This window comes from Myxococcales bacterium, assembly GCA_022184915.1.
GTDB lineage: Bacteria > Myxococcota_A > Polyangia > Fen-1088 > Fen-1088 > JAGTJU01.
Window position 1 is genome coordinate 413734 of the sequence record JAGTJU010000001.1, and the last position, 16777, is coordinate 430510.

Consider the following 16777-nt stretch of genomic DNA (forward strand, 5'->3'; position numbering starts at 1 on the left):
TTGCGCCCTCGCGGCAGCGCCTGGCCCTCAATGCGTGCCGACCTGGGCTTTCCCCGCGGCCTGGGCCTTGGCCATGGCTGCGCGCCGAAGCTCACCTCCCGTGGGGCCTTCACCCAGCGCCTTGCGAGTTGCCTCCCCGTGCCCCGGGCCAACGATGTCGCGCAGGTAGGCCTCGTACACGAAGGTGTCCGAGTGCTTCTCGTTGTGGCATTGCACGCACGTGCTCTCGGGGGTTTCGCTGTGAACCGTGGGGGGCTCGTCCAGTCCTTCTTCGGCCACGTGCAGAGATCCGGGCCCGTGGCACACTTCGCACTGGATGGCCTCGAGCCCCTTCGTGAAGCCGAGCGCCGAGCCGCCCACCTGGCCGTAGCCCGTCACGTGGCAGCCCACGCACTCGAGATCTGCCTCCTTGCCGCCATCGACCAACGTCTTCCATCCCTGGGCGTGAACCGTGGTTTTCCAGAAGGCCAGCTCCTCCTGGTGGCAGCGGGCGCAGGACGCATCGCCCACGTAGTGGGCGCGCCCCCGCACCGCGGGGGGCGGCGCCGTCGCGGCTGCCAAGTTCAGCTTACCAATCGCCTGGTCGAGCGTGCGCATGGCCGCGGTCACTTGGGCGTCTTGGGGCAATGCCCGCCGAATCGGCACCAGCTGATTGACGAGATACGACCCTTCGGCCGGGGGCGCAAAGGTCTGACCGGCCAAGGCCTGCGCCTCAGCGCGAAGTGCCAGCAGGTCCTTCTCTCGCGCCGCCACGAAGTCCGGGTCGGCCTCCGTGTCTCGTTTCCAGCGAGCCAACTGGGCCGCGAGAGCGGCCACCTGTTCATTGACGTCGTCGCGCCGGGCCGCCAACGCCTCGGGGCTGCCGGCGTCGACCAAGGGCGCCCAGGTCCCAGCGCGCTTTCTCAAGACCACGTCGATGCGTCCGGCCTTTTGCAGCTCGGCCGCCGCGGCCACGATGAACGTTCCTTCGACGAAGTCTGCCTGCGACATGCCTTCTTCGCTCGGCGTGCCCAGCACCAAAATGTCGATTTCGGCCGCGCGTGCGACCTTACGGGCCAGGGGCCGGTCGATGGCGGCCACGGCCACCACCAAGTCGGCGCCTGCGGCCCGCAGCCTTGCGGCCTCGTCGCGCGCCCCGCCCACCGGATCCGTGGCGGGCACACCGGCCGCCTCGGCAACATCGGCGGCCACCACACCCATCACGCCCACCTTCAGGGATCCCCGGGTCTCGAGCCGCGAAGGGGTCACGAGATGGTCTGCGGTCGTGGGCGGGCTCGCATTCATGGCCAGGCGCGGCGGCTTCACGAACTCCGCCCCCGCCACGAGGTCTGCCGGACCCAGGGCGGACCCGGCCAGTCCCAGCGCCGTGAGCCGCTCCGCGACGAATGCTGCGCGTAGCTTCGCTGCGTCCCGCTTGAGCGCAGGAACGCCGTTCGGCGAAAACAGCATGTTGCCGCCGTCCACCAGCAGAACGGGCCCTTGCGCGGAGGCGGCTCGCACCAAAGACGCATAGCGGTCCACGCCTCCCAGGGGGTCACTGTTGCAGCCGCAGGGCTCGAGCGTGCCTCCGATGGCGCTCGTATAAAAGATCGTCAGGCGCGCCTGTACGTCATCCTTCGCGGCCTGCGGGGCGGGTTCGGGCCGGGACGCCTGCCGGGAAGGACATCCTCCGCCGAGGGCCGCGACGCACACGAGGGCCAGCGTGAAGCCAGGCCAAATCCGTCGCGGGCGGCTCGGCGAGGGGCAGCGATGAGCACCAGATGCGTCGGGTTTCATGGCGGGCGTGTCCAGCTTATGCCATGAAAGAGCCTCCGCGGCTCGAGGTCTGGCCGCACGTCTTCGGTCTGCCTGGTGACCTTCCCTTGACAGGCGGAGCTCTAAAAAGTACTTTGTGCCGCTCGCCAGAGGATCATCTATGTCCGTTTCCCTTCGATTGACGCGCGTTGGGGCCAAGAAGGCCCCGTACTACCGGATCGTTGCTGCCGACAGCCGCAGCCCCCGCGACGGCCGGTTCATTGAGCAAATCGGTGTGTTCGACCCGCTTCGCACGCCGCCTGAGCTGCGACTCGACGTCGACCGTGCCGATTACTGGCTGCGCCACGGCGCGCAGGCCTCCGACACCGTCGACGGTCTGCTCCGCACCGCCCGCAAGGCGGCGCAAGCGGGCGCGGAAGCCAAGTAAAGGGGCGCCCGTGAACGAGGGCACCCAGGACATGGCCGACGGCACCGGCGCGGTGCCGTCGTTGCGCGACCTCCTGAGCTATTTGGCTCGCTCTTTGGTCGAACACCCAGACGAGGTGGAGATCACCGAGCTCGAGGAGCCTGATGCCCTGGTGTTCGAACTCCGCGTGGCAGAGGCCGACCTTGGTCGGGTCATCGGGCGACAGGGTCGTACGGCAAAAGCCCTGCGTACGGTGCTCTCGGCCGCTTCGGCCAAGATGAAGCGACGCGTAATCCTCGACATCATCGAGTAGGCCAGCACCCGTGGGTGCGCCTCTCGCATACGATCCGAAGACCCTTCCCCTTGGGACGGTGGGAAAACCCCACGGGACCCGAGGGCAGTTGCATTTTCGGCTGTTCAACGACGGAAGCCGTGTGCTGTCGAGCCTTCGCATGCCGTTGTCGGTGTGCCTGGAGGGCCCGGAGGGAAGCCAGGTCTGTGTGATCGAACAGGCGCGCTTCGCGCATGATCACTATCTTCTGGGCATCGCGGGTGTGACAGACCGGGACCAGGCCACCGCGCTCGTGGGGCGGGTTCTGAGGGTCGCCCGGGACACGTTGCCCCCGCTCGCAGCCGGAGAATTTTACTGGCAGGACCTCGTCGGCTGCGAGGTCACGGACCAGGTGGGCCGTTTGTTGGGGCGCGTCCAGGCCATCTTCGACAACGGTGCCCACGGTGTGGGGAGCGTCGTTGACGCTCAGGGGCACGAGACGCTGATCCCGCTGGTGGCGCCGCTTTTGCTCGTGGTGGACGTTGAAGGGCGCCACGTTCAGGTCAAGAGCCTCGACATCGAGGATCTCGACGATGCGCACCTGCAAGGCGCCGAGCCGGGGCCATGAACGCGACCGATATCCCGGCGCCACCATCCGCGCTCACCTGCGAGCTGGTCACTCTCTTTCCTGAGTTCTTCACGAGCTTCTTGTCCACGAGTCTGCTGGGCAAGGCGACCGCTGCGGGGACGATCGCGTTTCACTTCACGAACCCGCGTGACTTCGCGCCTGGAAAACACCGCAGCGTCGACGACACGCCCTATGGCGGAGGCCCGGGCATGGTGCTCGCAGCGCCACCGGTGGTGGCGGCGGTCGAGCACGTGGTGGCCAGCCGGGGTCCCGCCCACAAGATTTTGCTCAGCCCCCAAGGGTTTCGCTTCGACCAGCGGGCTGCCGAGCGTTTGGCCACCGCGGGACGGCTGCTCTTCATCTGTGGCCGCTACGAGGGGGTCGACGAACGGGTTGCGGATTTGTGCGCGGACGAAGTGCTCAGCATCGGCGACTTCGTGCTCTCGGGGGGCGAACTCGGCGCCGCGGTGATTATCGAGGCGATCTCCCGCTTGTTGCCGGGAGTCCTGGGCTGCGCCGCATCTGTAGACGATGAATCCCACGCAAGCGGTCGGCTGGAATACCCCCAGTACACCCGCCCCCCGGAGTTTCGAGGTCTCGCGGTCCCGGATGTTCTGCTATCGGGTGACCACGCCAAGATCGGAGCGTGGCGGCGCAAGCAGTCCTTCTTCAGGACCCGGGTTCGCCGACCGGACTTGCTGCAGCAGGTTCCGCCCACGGCGGAGGAGCTTCGTTTTGCCACGGAAGCCGCACCTCCTCCGCTTCTGACCGAGGACGCGGTCACCTTACCGGCGCGAGGCTCGTGCCCGTAAAGGAACCGGCCTCCGTGTCGGCTGCCACCGGCTTGACTTCCACGCGATCTCCGCGTAGGATGACAGCCCTTCGCGGATCTCGTCATGAGCCAAAATCCCATCATTCAGAGCATCGAAGCTTCCTTTCTTCGCGACACGCTGCCCGAGTTTCGCCCCGGCGATGGCGTCCGCGTGCACTCGAAAATCCGCGAAGGCGACAAAGAGCGCGTTCAGGTGTTCGAGGGAATCGTCATCGGACGCAAGCGAGGGGGGCTGCGCTCGTCCTTCACGGTCCGCAAGGTCTCGTACGGCATGGGCGTCGAGCGCGTTTTCCCCCTTCACTCGTCCCGTATCGAGAAGATCGAGGTGGTGAGCCGAGGTCACGTTCGTCGCTCGCGTCTCAACTTCCTCCGCGAGCGTGAAGGTAAGGCCGCCCGCATCAAGAGCGACGTGGTCGCTTCGGCGAGCGCCTAACGGCATTCTCCCTGGCGCCCGCCAGGGTTGCGCTGCGTCGTCTCACATCGGCAAAAGGTCAGTCTCCCAGCCCTCGCGAGGGTGCTTGGGGCTGGCCTTTTCGACGTTGTGCGGTCTATTCGTTCGTGGTGAAGGCGTCGGGGACATGGACGAGCTCGACCATGGCTCCTTCGTCGTCGAAGGTCACCGCCACGACGTCGAAGCGAAAGTCCGTCGCCGAGACGGTCTCTTCGGCCAGAAAGTGGCGTGCCGCCCGTACGACCTGCGCGCGCTTCGCGCGTGTAACGGTTTCGAGGGGGTGGCCACGGTCGGTTCCGGTGCGCGAGCGCACCTCCACGAACACGCAGGTGTCGCCCTCTCGCATGACCAAGTCCAGCTCTCCCTCAGGTCGCCGCCAGTTGCGGCAAACAAGCTGAAGCCCCTCGCGTGACAAGGACGCGAGGGCAAGCTCTTCCGCCCTTCGGCCAAGCACCTGTCGCTCCGGCGGCCCCGGATCCCCCGTCGAGCGTGGGCCTGGCGGCCGGCGGCTCACGCGTCGGCCCTCGAGTCGGCCCTCGAGCGTGACGAGCCCCTCACTTGCCGCTGCAAGAGGCGGGGATCGCCGTCGCGGCCTTCGAATCCTTGGGCAGGAAGTCGCGGCAGACGCACATCTTCTGGCACGCCAAAGGCCCCACCTCGAATGGGACGCTGCACGAGAACCCGCCGTTACACCGCTTGTCGTTCGGGTTACCTTTGTCCCGCCGCTCTCCGTCGTCGCAATCCGAGTCCTTGCTGCACTCAGTGGAGCAGAAAGCCGACGTCATCGCCTCGGGGGCAGCGCCAGACTGGTAGGCAGGCTTGATGCAGAGGCGCGTGGGACACTCGAGGGCCTGGTCGTTGAAGACCGCCTGGGAGTTACTCGCCTCGACCAGAGTTTGACAGGGGCGGCCAATCGCCTGGTCTTCACAGCCCGAGACGCCCAAGAGCAGAAAGGCCCCCAGCGAAAGGGATGGCAGCGCGACGCTGAGCCACGTGGATACCAGACGAGCCTGACGGCGAGCGAAGCTGCGCAACTTGGTGCGCGAACCGGACTGGGGGCGCATGGAAGCTCCTTGAAAATCCCGCAAAAAACAAAGGGCGCTAAGAAGCGAGCAGAAGCGACGAAGTGTTAGGGGCGGAAAAGACCGACGACACCAAAAAGGATTGCAGATTCGGTCCTCGTCGGGGGTCTCCATTCTTAGGTCTTCACCGTATGAGTGTCAACCCGACAGCTTTCTCGCTCAGAAAACAACGGCAACGGGTTCAGCGGCCACCTTCGGTCACGCCGGGGCCCCCTGTCCTTGATTACCTTTGCCTACACACGCTTAGGTGTCGCGGAAAGGGCGCACACGGTTGCCGCCACGTCGCGAGCCGGAGGCCGTGGGGGAAATCGACCGCATTCGTCAGAGTTTTTCCTTCGGAAACGCACGGTTGATAAAGACCGTCCCGGGTGCGCTCGGCTTGACAGCTTCAAACGGCCTGCCTTAGCATGAGCCGGTTTCCGCACATTCTGCCTGGCTTCGTCTTCGCTTCGCTTGGGAGTTGGTCTGGGAGTCCGGGCGGTGGCGTTGGGCCCACCGGCCACTTCGGTATCCGCTCCAAGCTCTCGTCTCCGTGTCCCGGTCCGGGGGCATTCTGATACCCTCCCGTACCTTGTACACGCGTCTTGCTCAGCCTGAGCTTTGGCTTACCGCTTCCCCTTAGGTCCGTACTAGCTTCGCCGCCTTCTTCTCGAACACAAGGACACCCGTGAGGACTCAAGACATGACTCGTCGGACTGTGGCCGCCGTCAGCCTTTCCCTTCTCTGTGCGCTCGGCGGAAACGCGTGGGCGGCCAAGAAGAAGGCGCCTCCTCCCCCCGCCGCGCCCGTGGTTGAACAACCCTCGCCCGTGCTCGACCGCGCCCTGAAGCTCTACGACGCCAAGGAGTACCAAGGCGCTTCGATCGAGCTGTTCAAGGTCGTGGAGGGTGAGACGCCCGACGGACAGGCCAATAAGCAAAAGGCCGAGTTCTTCATGGGCAAGACCCTCTACAACATGAAGTTCCTCTCGGCGTCGCTCACGCTGTTCGACCGCATCGTCGAGGCCGGCAACGCGCACCCGTACTACAACGAGACGCTCAAATGGCTCGCCTCGCTCGCCCAGGAACTTTCGGATTCGAGCGCCGTCATCGACCGCATCGGGAAGTACGATCGCGGCGAGCTCGAACAGGAGGCCCTGTCGAGCGTGCGGGACCAGCTGCTCTTCCTGCTCGGGCGATCGGCGTACCGAAAGCGTGACTTCGACCAGGCACTCTCGCTTTTTCGGGCCGTGCCAAGGAACAGCAAGTACTACGTCAAGGCGAAGCTTTTCGAGGGCGCCACCTTCGTCCAGGAATACAAGGGCAAGGAGGCCTCAGAAGCGTTCAAAGAGGTTCTTCGCGCGGCCGAGGAGAGTGACGACGAGGAGCTCAAGCCTTACGTCGAGCTCGCGAACTTGTCTCTGGCGCGGACCTTCTACTCGACCGGTCAGTATCAGTTGGCTGCCAAGTACTACGACAAGGTCTCGCCCGAATCCTATGACTGGGCCAACAGCCTCTTCGAGGCTTCATGGGCGAATTTCATGCTGAAGACCGCCGGCTACCCAAAGGCGCTTGGCAACATCCATACGTTGCAAGCGCCCTACTTCGAGAACTTCGTCAAGCCCGAGTCGGTGGCTGAGGCGCTCACGGTCAAGGCCACGATTTACTTCTACAATTGCCTCTACGACCGCGCTGCTGACGCGATCGTCGACTTCAACAAGCGTGTTCCGCCGCTCGCCCAGGACCTGTCGAAGGTCGTCGAGGGCACGAGTGACAACACCGAGTTCTTCGAGCTGGCGCGCAAGATCCAGAAGGGCAAGTCCGGCCTGAACAAGAACGTCGAACGTGCGGCCCGCGCCGTGCTCACCGACTTCAGTCTCGAGCGTCGCTTCCGTTACGTGGAGCAGCTCGACTCCGAGCTCAAGCGCTTCGAGGAGGCCGAGCCGGCCTGGAAGAGCACGGCGATCGCGAACGCGGTCTACACGGACTTGAGCCTACAGAAGTCGCTCACCGAGAACGAGGCGGGCGATCTGGCCCGGCAGCGCATCACGCGTCTGGTGGGTGAGCTCGCGCAGCTCATCAAGCGGGTCATCAAGATCGAGTACGAAATTCTCCAGGGCCAAAAGGGCACGCTGCAACAGGAAATCGTCGAGGAGCAGCAGATCACCAAGAAGCTCAAGACGAAGGAGATCGGAAACGTCCGCGTGGACGACGAGCACGTGCTGTGGCCTTTCAAGGGCGAGTACTGGCGCGACGAGCTCGGGTACTACCGTGTCCGCCTGCTGAACAAGTGCGAACGGAACGCCCCCGAGGGCGCCCCGATCGGCCCCACGGAATGACACGCCAAGGAGCGACTGAGATGACGTTGAAATCGAAGATGCTTGCGGGCCGCGCCTTGCGCGGTCCTGCCATGGGCTTGGCGTTTTGCGTGCTGTTCGCCAACGCGGCCGAGGCAGCCAACTACAAGAAATCCGAGCGTGAGGTGAAGGGCATCCAGCAGACCGACCTCACCAAGCCCAAGGCGCCCGAGGGGAACAAGAAGGATACGGGACCGGTCCTCACGATCGACGAGTTCGTCGAGCAGAAGCGCTCGGAGATCATGAAGATCGTCGACAAGCAGATCGAGCAGATGCAGCGCTTGATCAACGTGACCGACGATAGCGACCCGCAAAAAGCCGATTTCTACTTCCGGCTCGCCGAGCTCTACGCCGAAAAGCACCGTTACTACACGTTCTACGCGCGTGGCCTCGACCAAAAGATTTTCGACGCCAAGGGGGGCGACAAGAGAGACCTCCAGAGCAAGCAGAAAGAGGCGGAAAAGCGGGCAGAGGCGTATCTCAAAGAAGCGGTGAAGTCCTACATGGGCGCCCGCAACTTCAAGAAGTACGCCCGCATGGACGAGGTGCTGTTCAAGCTCGCGTACCTCCTGCAAACGGTTAAGCGCGAAGACCTCGCGCGCGAGGTGTTTCACGAGCTCATCAAGGACTACCCGAACTCGAAGTACATTCCTGACGCGTACCTGTCGTTTGCGGAGTTCTACTTCCAGGCAGGCGAAATGGATGCGGCTCGTAAATTCTACGAGCGGGTGGAGCAGTTCCCCGACTCGAGTGTTTACGGCTACGCCGTGTACAAGAAGGGTTGGTGCTACGTCAACTTGGGCGACTTCAAGAAGGCGCTCGAGATTTTCGTGGGCGTCATTCGCCTGACCGAGCAGGGCAAGGGTGGCAACAAGGGGCAGCGCGAGGCTCTGCAACGCGAGGCTCGTAAGGACGTGGTCAAGGCCTATGCCCGCGTGGGCGGACCTGACAAAGCCTGGGAATTCTTCCAGCGCGTCGGCGCCGACTTCGCGCCCAAGATGATGGAAGGCCTTGGCGAGCTCTACTGGGAGCAGGGCATGTTCGGCGATTCCACCAAGGTGTACCGCCGCATCATCAGCCTGAACTTGTCGTCTGAGCGTATCTGCGAGTGGCAGAACAAGATTCTCCGAAACACCCTCTCCGAGGGGAAGAAGAGCGACCAGGTCCAAGAGCTGCAGCGGTTGGGCGAAGCCTACGAGCTGGTCTCGAAGAAGAAGAACGTGAAGAAGGGTGTGATGGAGGAGTGCAAAAACGCCTTCCATGACACCACGAAGGAGCTGGCCCTCGTCTGGCACAAGGAAGCCCAGAAGACCAAGAACACGGACACGTACGAGCTGGTCCGCTTCGTTTACAACGAGTACCTCAAGTACTTCGAGAACGAGCCCACGGCCGGTGACATGATGTTCTACTACGGCGAGGTCCTGTGGATGACCGAGCGGTGGAAGGAAGCAGCCGAGCAGTACACCAAGTTCGTCGAGCGCAATCCGAAGCACAAAGACGCCAAGGATGCCGCCTATGCCGCGGTCCTGGCATGGCAAAACGCGCTCAACATCACGGACACGCGCCCCCAGCAAAAAGAGGGCGATCGCAAGTTCGAGAAAATCGAACTGCCGGCCGCTCAGAAGAAGATGATTGAGGCCTACGACACGTACATCAAGTACGTGCCCGACTCGCCTGACCTCGTGAAGATCAAGTACCGCAAGGCTCGCGTCTACTACGAATACAACCACTTCGAGGAAGCCGCCCGCTACTTTGGCGAGGTCGTGGACAGCCACGCGGAAGACGAGCTGGCCGTTTACTCGGCCAACCTTCTGCTCGATTCGCTCAACATTCTGGGCCGAACCGAGGAGCTGGTGAAGTGGGTCGACCGCTTCGTTCAAAACCCGAAGCTCATGGAAGACGAGGAGTTCCGCAAGCAGATGGTCTCCTTGAAGACCGACGCGCTCGTCAAAGAGGCGAAGGACTTCGAGACCGCCAACAAGTTCAAGGAGTGCGGCATCTCGATGGTCGCCGCGGCCGAGTCGATGCCGGACCATCCGAAGCACGACGAGCGTCTCTACAACGCAGGCCTTTGTTTCCAGAACGCGCGTCTCATCGGCCAGGCCATCCGCTACCGCCGGGAGCTGATCGAGAAGCATCCCGATAGCCCCTTGGCCCAAAAGGCGCTGTTCCAGGTGGCGGCCGGCTACCACCAGATCGCCTCCTACACGAAGGCCTCCGAGTACTACGAGCAGTTTGCGACAAAGTTCCCCGGAGAGGATCGTTCGCCCGTGGCGCTCGGCAACGCCACCATGTTCCGGATTGGCCTGGGCGAGAACGAAAGGGCCAAGGACAACATGAGCGCGTTCATCAAGTTCTACGGTGGGCGCAAGCCGCAAGACGCGGCAGACGTGTTCTTCCAGATGGGTGAGATCTATGAAAAGCAGGGCGACGACGAAGGGCTCATCCGGCATCTCGAGGCGTATCTGAAGACGTGGGGCCGCAAGGGCGGGATCGACAAGGAGATCCTGGCGCACTTCAAGCTGGGCGAGCTGCTTTGGAAGCGTGCCTGCCCGGTCAAGGATGACAACGGCGCCTGCATCGAGGTCAAGCGTGTCGAGGCCAGCGGTAGAGAGCTTGCCTTCGACAAGATCAAGCGCCAACAAAAGGGCAAAAAGCGCCTTCGCATCCCTAAGCAGACCCAATGTGGTCCTGCCACCCGCTCGAAGGTCATCGTGCACGAGCGCAAGGCAAACTTCGCCAAGGATGCACAGAAGCACTTCGACACCGTGCTCAAGCTCTTCAACCGGGGTAAGGCCCTCGACCGCGTTCCGGGAGAAGGAGCCGAAAAGCAGGCCCGCGCAGGACTTGCCACATCGGCCGCGGCCGGTGCGGCGTTCTATCAGGCCGAGGCACTCTACGAAGAGTTCCTGCAGGTCAAGTTCCCCGAGAACTTGGACTTCCAGGGGCCGCAGTCCTACTACAACAAGTCGCGGAACGACCGACTCAAGAAGACGCTCGAGGATTCTCAAAAGCGCTTCAAGAAGTACCTCGACGAGAAGGGTAAGCTGACGCTGAAGCTCGTGGGAGAGCCCAACCGGAGCGAAGGCCTCTACGAACGCGTGTTCGAGTTCAAGGTGGCACACTGGACGATCGCCGCTGCGGCTCGGGTGGGTCAGGTGTGGCAAAACTTCGCTGACCAGCTGTACACCGCGGAAATTCCGAAGAACCTCAAGGAGGTTGACGAATACGGCAACCGTCCGCGCGAGATCTACTGCGACGCCCTCGTCGATCAAGCCGAGCCCGTCGAGGCGAAGGCCGTGACCGGGTTCCAGGTGTGCTTGACCGGCGCCACCCGGGAGAGCTGGTTCAACGATTGGTCGCGGCTCTGTGAGGTCGAGCTCAACCAGATGCAGCCTTCTGAATACCCTCTGGCCTCGGAGGCCAAGCCTGAGGCGGGCTATACGCCCACCGTGATTACGGCGGCTCCTGTCGTGACGGAGCTTCCCGAGGCGAAAAAGAGCGTGGCGCTCAGCAGCGGTTCGGAATGAGGGCGCTCCACATGCACGCAACTCGAAACGGCAAAACCACAATGAAAACGATTTCAAAGTTCTGCATGGGCGGCGCCTTGTTCCAGGGAGGCCTTGCGGCCGCCCTGGGCGTCCTGGTCGCGGGCGCGGGCTGCGGAGGACCCCAGAAGACGAGCGGCGGGCCTCGTGCTGCCGCGCGGGCGGATCAGGGGGGCGATGACATCATCATGGGGAGCAGTGACAAGCCGGCGCGTCGGGTTTCCGAGGAGGAGCGCGAAGACTTCGTCAAGGCGATGGCCAGGTACCGCGACCTCAAGGCGGATGGGACCCTCTCAGCAAGCGAGTGCGAAAGCGCCGCAGCCGCTTTCGAGAAGGCCGCCGACAACAACCCGAACTTGCGCGAAGCCCGCTTCAACCAGGGCGCGGTGTTGCTCGAGTGCGGGCGCGACAACGAAGCCATGCAGGTGTTCCAGGGCATGGCCTCCGGGACCAACGCGTTTGCCCCGGCGGTCACCGAGCTTGGCGTGGCGGCTTTCAGGCGCGACGACCGCGCCCAGGCCGAGCAGCTCTTCACGCGAGCGATCGACCTCGACCAAAACATCAACTCGGTCACGGCCCGGAACAACCTTGCACAGCTTTTGCGGGATCAGATGCAGGCCCAATCCGGCGAAGAGCGCAAGCGCATTGCTGCTCGGGCGATCACTCACCTGCGGGCGGTGCTGGCCATGGACGGTAGCAACATCCAGGCGTACGCCACACTTTGTCACGTCTACCAGCTGCTTGGATATCCGGAGATGGCGAAGCTGGTGGCTGACCAGGCCATTCGGCGCGCCCAGGAGATCGCGACGGGCGAGGTAGAGGAAGAAGGCGGCTCGAGCGCGCCCGCAAAGGCGAAGTCCAAAAAACGCGACCGGGACGACAAGGAATTCGAGGAGGCGCCCCGCAAGGTCAAGACAGCGAAGGGCACCGGTTACACCAAGGAGATGAACGAGCAGATCGCGCTCGTTTACAACACGCTCGCCCTCATCGAACTCGAGAAACAGAACGTGACCGGAGCGATCAGCAACCTCAAGAGCGCCATCGGCCGGGATCCCAACCTCATGGAGGCCCGCATGAACTTGGCTGCCATTGCGCTCAACTTCCGCGACTACAACACGGCGGAAGACAATTTCAAGGCCGTCATGAAGGCGCAGCCTGCGAACTACGAGGCGGTCATCGGTCTCGGCGTGGCGCTTCGGGGCAACAGGAAGGCCGATGAGGCCGAGCAGATGTACCTCGCCGCCCAGAAGCTCGAACCCAACAACCCCAAGAGCTACTACAACCTGGGCCTGCTCTACCAAGACTACAAGGGAGGCCAGAAGCCAGAGCTGCAGAAGGCCCAGCAGTACTTCCGCGACTATCTCGGCAAAGCCAGCGGCGGAGGGAGTCTTCGACGCGACGCGCAGAAGCGCATCAAGGATATCGACGACATGTTCGCGGCGCTCGAGGAAGCCGAGAAGCTCCAGGCCGAGTATGAGAAGATGCTCAAGGAGGCCGAGGAGCAGCAGCGCCGCATGCAAGAGGAGATGCAGCGCCAGGGAGGCGGCGAGGGCGGGGCAGCTGCCGCGCCCGGCGCGGCCACGGATGGTGCCACGGCCGCAACCACGCCGTGAACCAAGTTGCGTGTCATTTCAACAACTTGCAACTTTTTCGGAACCTTCCAGGGTTCCTGTTGTCTGAACGGAAGCAAGGCGAGGAGAAACTCATGAAGACGCTGTGGGTCCTGAGCATGTCGGCAGTCCTGTCATCGGCATTGGGCGGAATGGCTTTCGCCCAGGAGGAAGCGAATCCAGCTACCACCGAATCGGAGGACGGCGCTTCTTACAAGGCCAAGACCGTCTACGATTTCGATGACGACACGGTCGAAGGTGACCTGCAGCGTCCCGATGGCGAACTCGTAAGCGCCATCCAAAACGTGAAGCAAGACAGCCTGATCGAGATTCGCAAAGACTTCATTCCCGAGATGTTGAAGTCGCTCGAGGACATCTGAACCCAGGCGCCCCGCCCGCCGGGGCTGCAGCTGTTCCGTCTTCCTGAGTTTAGCCCCGCCCTGGCCTCCGGGTCTGCCCGCACTGCGCTCGAAGACCCGGCCTCTAGAGTAGCCATCCGTTCCAAGGAGTTCCCGTTCATGTCCACGCCGAAGGTTCCGCTTCGCTTCCAGGTCTTTCACGGCGACGAGCTGCTGCGAGAAGATCTGATCAGCGAGCCTGTCATCAAGGTCGGCAAGCTTCCCTCGTCGCACTTGCGCCTCGACGATGAGTCGGTGTCGCGCATGCATGCGGTCATTGAGGTCAACGGCCCCGACGACATTCAGGTGATCGACCTCGGCTCGACACACGGGACCCTGGTCAACGGTGAAAAGATCGCCCGCACCAGGGTCAAACCTGGCGACGAGATTGCCTTTGGCATGATCCGGGTGGTTCTGTCCCGCGCAGACGAGGACGCGACCAAGGTGGCCGCGCCTCAGCTCGTGGAGAACATGGCCGTGCAATCAGCCACGCCGTCTCCCGCCCCGGTGCAGGCGCCCCCATTCGCTCCTGCCTACGCCGCCCCTCCGGCTTACGCGCCCCCCCCGGCCTATGCACCGCCGGCAGCCGCAGCGTTGCCTCCTCGCATGGCCGCCACGGCTCCTCTGCCGGCCGCGGGAGGGGGCGCGCCCCCTCGTCCACCGTTCCAGGGGGCCCCGGGGCTTCAGGCGCCGCAATTCCCGGGCGCGCAAGGTGGTATGGGTCCGGGCTTTGCCGCAATGGCGGCACTTCCCACGTCCACCGAGATCGAAGAGATCGGAAGCCAAGCGATCGAGGTGCAGGCCTCTTTCCGCAACGTCGTCATCGACACCCGCCACCTGACCGACCCGAGCGGGAAGTCTCACGGCTCCACCGGCAAGGTGATGACCCTGGTGGGCTGCGTGCTCGGGCTCGTCGGTTTGGTGACCCTGGTGGGCGCCTCGATCCAGGAGGGTCATGAGAAGGAGCGCTTCGAGGCTCACCTGGCCGCGGGTAAGGATCCCGCGAAGTTCCCGCGTGGCAGCGGAAACCCGGCCCTCGACGTTCTCTTCTTCGGAGGTCTGATCGCGGGCGTGGCGCTGTCCTACATGGGTCTCAAGCGATGGGGCCACACTGAAAAGGACTACGTCATCGGCAGCGTGCCCGGGGTCGATGCCCCCGTGCCCCCGGAGTACGTGGGCAGCGACAGCTTCAGGTTGGTGCAGGCGACGGGGGCCGATTTCTCGGTGCAGACCACGCCGCAGATGCAGGGTGAGGTCTACCTTTCCGGCCAGGCCATTCCCCTCGCACAGTTCGTGCAGCAGCGCGGCCCGGTGTTTCCTCTTCCCGAAGGGGCGCGCGTGCGTCTTCAACTGGGCGAAGCGGGGTTCCTGGTGTCGTCAGTGGCAAAGCCGCGCACGCTTCCGGTGCCCTTTCTGCTGTGGAGCTGGGCCGAGCAAAAGTTCACCGCGGGCGCTGCCGCAGTTCTTCTGCTCTTCCTCGTGATCATCTTCGCCGTGCCGCCGGATCCGAAGTCACTCTCGCTCGATCTGCTCAACACGGACAACCGCTTCGTGAACTTCCTCATCAAGCCTCCCGAGGAGAAGGAAGAGGAGATCCCCGAGTTTCTCAACAGCAACAAGAACGACGACCAAGGCGGCAAGGGTAAGCGTCACAAGGGCGACGAAGGGAAGATGGGTAAGGAGTCGTCCAAGAACAAACAGGGCCTTTACGGCCTGAAGGGCCCACCGGACAACCCCGACCCGCACCTCGCCAAGAAGCTGGCCGAAGAAGAGGCCAAGAATGCGGGCATCCTCGGGATGATCAAGGCCGATGAGGGCTCTCACCTCGCATCTCTCTTCGGTCGTGACACGGCCCTGGGGACCGACGCAGAGAACGTACTCGGTGGCCTCTTGGGCAATCAAATCGGCGAAGCCTACGGCGTCGGCGGCTTGGGGCTCGTGGGCACAGGCTCGGGCGGCGGCGGCACGGGTGAAGGGACGATTGGCCTTGGAAACCTGGGCACCATTGGCAAGGGCGGCGGTGGCGGAGACGGATCGGGCTACGGGCGCGGTGCAGGCGGTCTGCGCGGTCGTCGTGCCAGGGCTCCCGACGTCATCCCCGGTGTAGCTGCCGTGCGCGGATCGCTCGACAAGGAGATCATTCGCCGCATCATCCGGCGCCACATCAACGAGGTGAAGTACTGCTACGAGCAGGAACTCACGAAAAAGCCTGACCTTTCGGGACGCATCGCGGTGCAGTTCACGATCGCCGCCACGGGGCAGGTCGTGACCTCCGTCATGCAGAGCTCTTCTGTGGGCAACCCCCGCGTGGAGAACTGTGTGGTTCAGGCGGTTCGTCGCTGGGAGTTCCCCAAGCCACGGGGCGGCGGTATCGTCATCGTGACCTATCCGTTCGTGTTCAACCCAGCCGGCGGCGGGGAAGAATAGGCGCCTTCGCCCAGGTATTCGGCCCAAGAGCTCAGGAACACAGGAGTATCGCTAGATGCAACGCCACCTCAAAGTCGTGCTGGTGCTAGGCCTCATCATTCCGGCCTGCGACGCCTTCGTTTGCAGCCAGCAGCGGAAGAAGGCGATGGAGCTCTCGAACCAGGGCGTCATGGCATTCAAGAACAACCTGTACGACCGTGCCGAGCGTGAGCTCAAGCTGGCGATCCAGACCGACCCTTCTTACAGCCTTGCCCACTACAACTTGGGCAAGGTCTATCAGAAGCAACGCAAGTGGGACAAAGCCGTCGAGTCGTTCGAGGCTGCTACGGAGGGGGAACCGAACAACGCCAATTACCAGTACGATCTCGGCGAGGCGTACCTGGAGATGAAGCGCCTCGACAAGGCTCGTGATGCGCTCAAAGCGTCGACGGAGCTGAACGACAAGGACTACCGGGTCCACTGGCGTCTGGGCGTCGTGTACAAGTTGCTCGAAGAGCCAAAACTCGCCGACGAGGCCTTCAGGAACGCCATCAACGGCAACCCCCGCTTCGACAAGGCCTTCCGAGACCTGGGCTATCTCTACATGGAGTACGACTTCCCCAAGCAGGCGGCCGTGGTGTTCTCGGAGTGCGCTCGGATCAACCAGTTCTCTGCCGAATGCTTCAACGGAAGAGGGCTCGCCCAGAAGGATCTGCAGGAATATGCCTCCGCCGCCGAGGCCTTCAAAAAGGCCATCGAGCTCGAGCCTTCGCTCTTCGAGGCCGTCTACAACATCGGGATGACGTACGCAGATTGGTACGACCAGTCTCACGCCGAAGACCAAAAGGCGATGGCCAGGGAGTACCTGCAAAAGTTCGTCTCGGGCGGCGGCGCCCACGACGGCGGTGTGGGCTACGTGAAGGCCGCGAACGACAAGCTCTACGCTCTTTCGGGCACCTGAGCCAAGGACCCTGTAGCGATTGCACTGGCTCCGCCAGGGCGTCTTACGAGAACGGGCACCCTGCCAAACCTGGGGTCCCCGGACACCGGAGCCA

At 63.4% G+C, this 16777-nt stretch carries 14 protein-coding genes; 11 read left to right on the plus strand and 3 right to left on the minus strand.

Annotated features, from left to right (window positions below; all coding sequences use genetic code 11):
- Positions 1–27: 27 nt before the first annotated feature.
- Positions 28–1776, minus strand: coding sequence for a hypothetical protein (locus tag KA712_01840; protein ID MCG5051679.1), 1749 nt, complete (start codon positions 1774–1776; stop codon positions 28–30).
- Positions 1777–1915: 139 nt separating this feature from the next.
- On the opposite strand from KA712_01840, the gene rpsP reads away from it, so the two are divergent.
- From rpsP to rplS, 5 genes are all read left to right on the plus strand, one after another.
- On the plus strand, positions 1916–2182 hold the full coding sequence (gene rpsP, locus KA712_01845; protein ID MCG5051680.1) for a 30S ribosomal protein S16: 267 nt from the start codon (positions 1916–1918) through the stop codon (positions 2180–2182).
- A 31-nt stretch (positions 2183–2213) separates the two neighbouring features.
- A complete protein-coding gene (locus KA712_01850) occupies positions 2214–2474 on the plus strand; it encodes a KH domain-containing protein (GenBank protein ID MCG5051681.1) in 261 nt (86 codons plus the stop codon).
- 10 nt (positions 2475–2484) lie between these two features.
- A complete protein-coding gene (gene rimM / locus KA712_01855) occupies positions 2485–3060 on the plus strand; it encodes a ribosome maturation factor RimM (protein MCG5051682.1) in 576 nt (191 codons plus the stop codon).
- Entirely contained in the window at positions 3057–3872 is an 816-nt protein-coding gene (gene trmD, locus KA712_01860) for a tRNA (guanosine(37)-N1)-methyltransferase TrmD (GenBank protein ID MCG5051683.1), read from the plus strand. The genes rimM and trmD overlap by 4 nt, the downstream gene beginning before the upstream one ends.
- Positions 3873–3956: 84 nt before the next feature.
- Positions 3957–4325, plus strand: coding sequence for a 50S ribosomal protein L19 (gene rplS, locus KA712_01865; protein MCG5051684.1), 369 nt, complete (start codon positions 3957–3959; stop codon positions 4323–4325).
- Positions 4326–4440: 115 nt separating this feature from the next.
- Here rplS and KA712_01870 read toward each other — a convergent pair whose 3' ends face one another.
- Together KA712_01870 and KA712_01875 are read right to left on the minus strand one after the other, a co-directional pair.
- On the minus strand, positions 4441–4857 hold the full coding sequence (locus KA712_01870) for a YraN family protein (GenBank protein MCG5051685.1): 417 nt from the start codon (positions 4855–4857) through the stop codon (positions 4441–4443).
- Positions 4858–4897: 40 nt separating this feature from the next.
- Complete coding sequence (locus KA712_01875) at positions 4898–5407, minus strand: hypothetical protein (protein MCG5051686.1); 510 nt, start codon at positions 5405–5407, stop codon at positions 4898–4900.
- A gap of 700 nt (positions 5408–6107) precedes the next feature.
- Between KA712_01875 and KA712_01880 the strand changes: the two genes are divergently transcribed.
- The 6 genes from KA712_01880 (at position 6108) to KA712_01905 (ending at position 16683) form a co-directional block, all read left to right on the plus strand.
- A complete protein-coding gene (locus KA712_01880; GenBank protein ID MCG5051687.1) occupies positions 6108–7742 on the plus strand; it encodes a hypothetical protein in 1635 nt (544 codons plus the stop codon).
- A gap of 20 nt (positions 7743–7762) precedes the next feature.
- Positions 7763–11290 carry a tetratricopeptide repeat protein gene (locus KA712_01885; GenBank protein ID MCG5051688.1) on the plus strand — a complete coding sequence of 1176 codons (3528 nt, stop codon included), beginning with the start codon at positions 7763–7765 and terminating at the stop codon, positions 11288–11290.
- Between the two features lie 41 nt (positions 11291–11331).
- A complete protein-coding gene (locus KA712_01890; protein ID MCG5051689.1) occupies positions 11332–12921 on the plus strand; it encodes a tetratricopeptide repeat protein in 1590 nt (529 codons plus the stop codon).
- 92 nt (positions 12922–13013) lie between these two features.
- Entirely contained in the window at positions 13014–13298 is a 285-nt protein-coding gene (locus KA712_01895) for a hypothetical protein (protein ID MCG5051690.1), read from the plus strand.
- A 138-nt stretch (positions 13299–13436) separates the two neighbouring features.
- Complete coding sequence (locus KA712_01900) at positions 13437–15743, plus strand: TonB family protein (GenBank protein MCG5051691.1); 2307 nt, start codon at positions 13437–13439, stop codon at positions 15741–15743.
- Between the two features lie 55 nt (positions 15744–15798).
- A complete protein-coding gene (locus KA712_01905) occupies positions 15799–16683 on the plus strand; it encodes a tetratricopeptide repeat protein (GenBank protein ID MCG5051692.1) in 885 nt (294 codons plus the stop codon).
- The last annotated feature ends 94 nt before the right edge of the window (positions 16684–16777 follow it).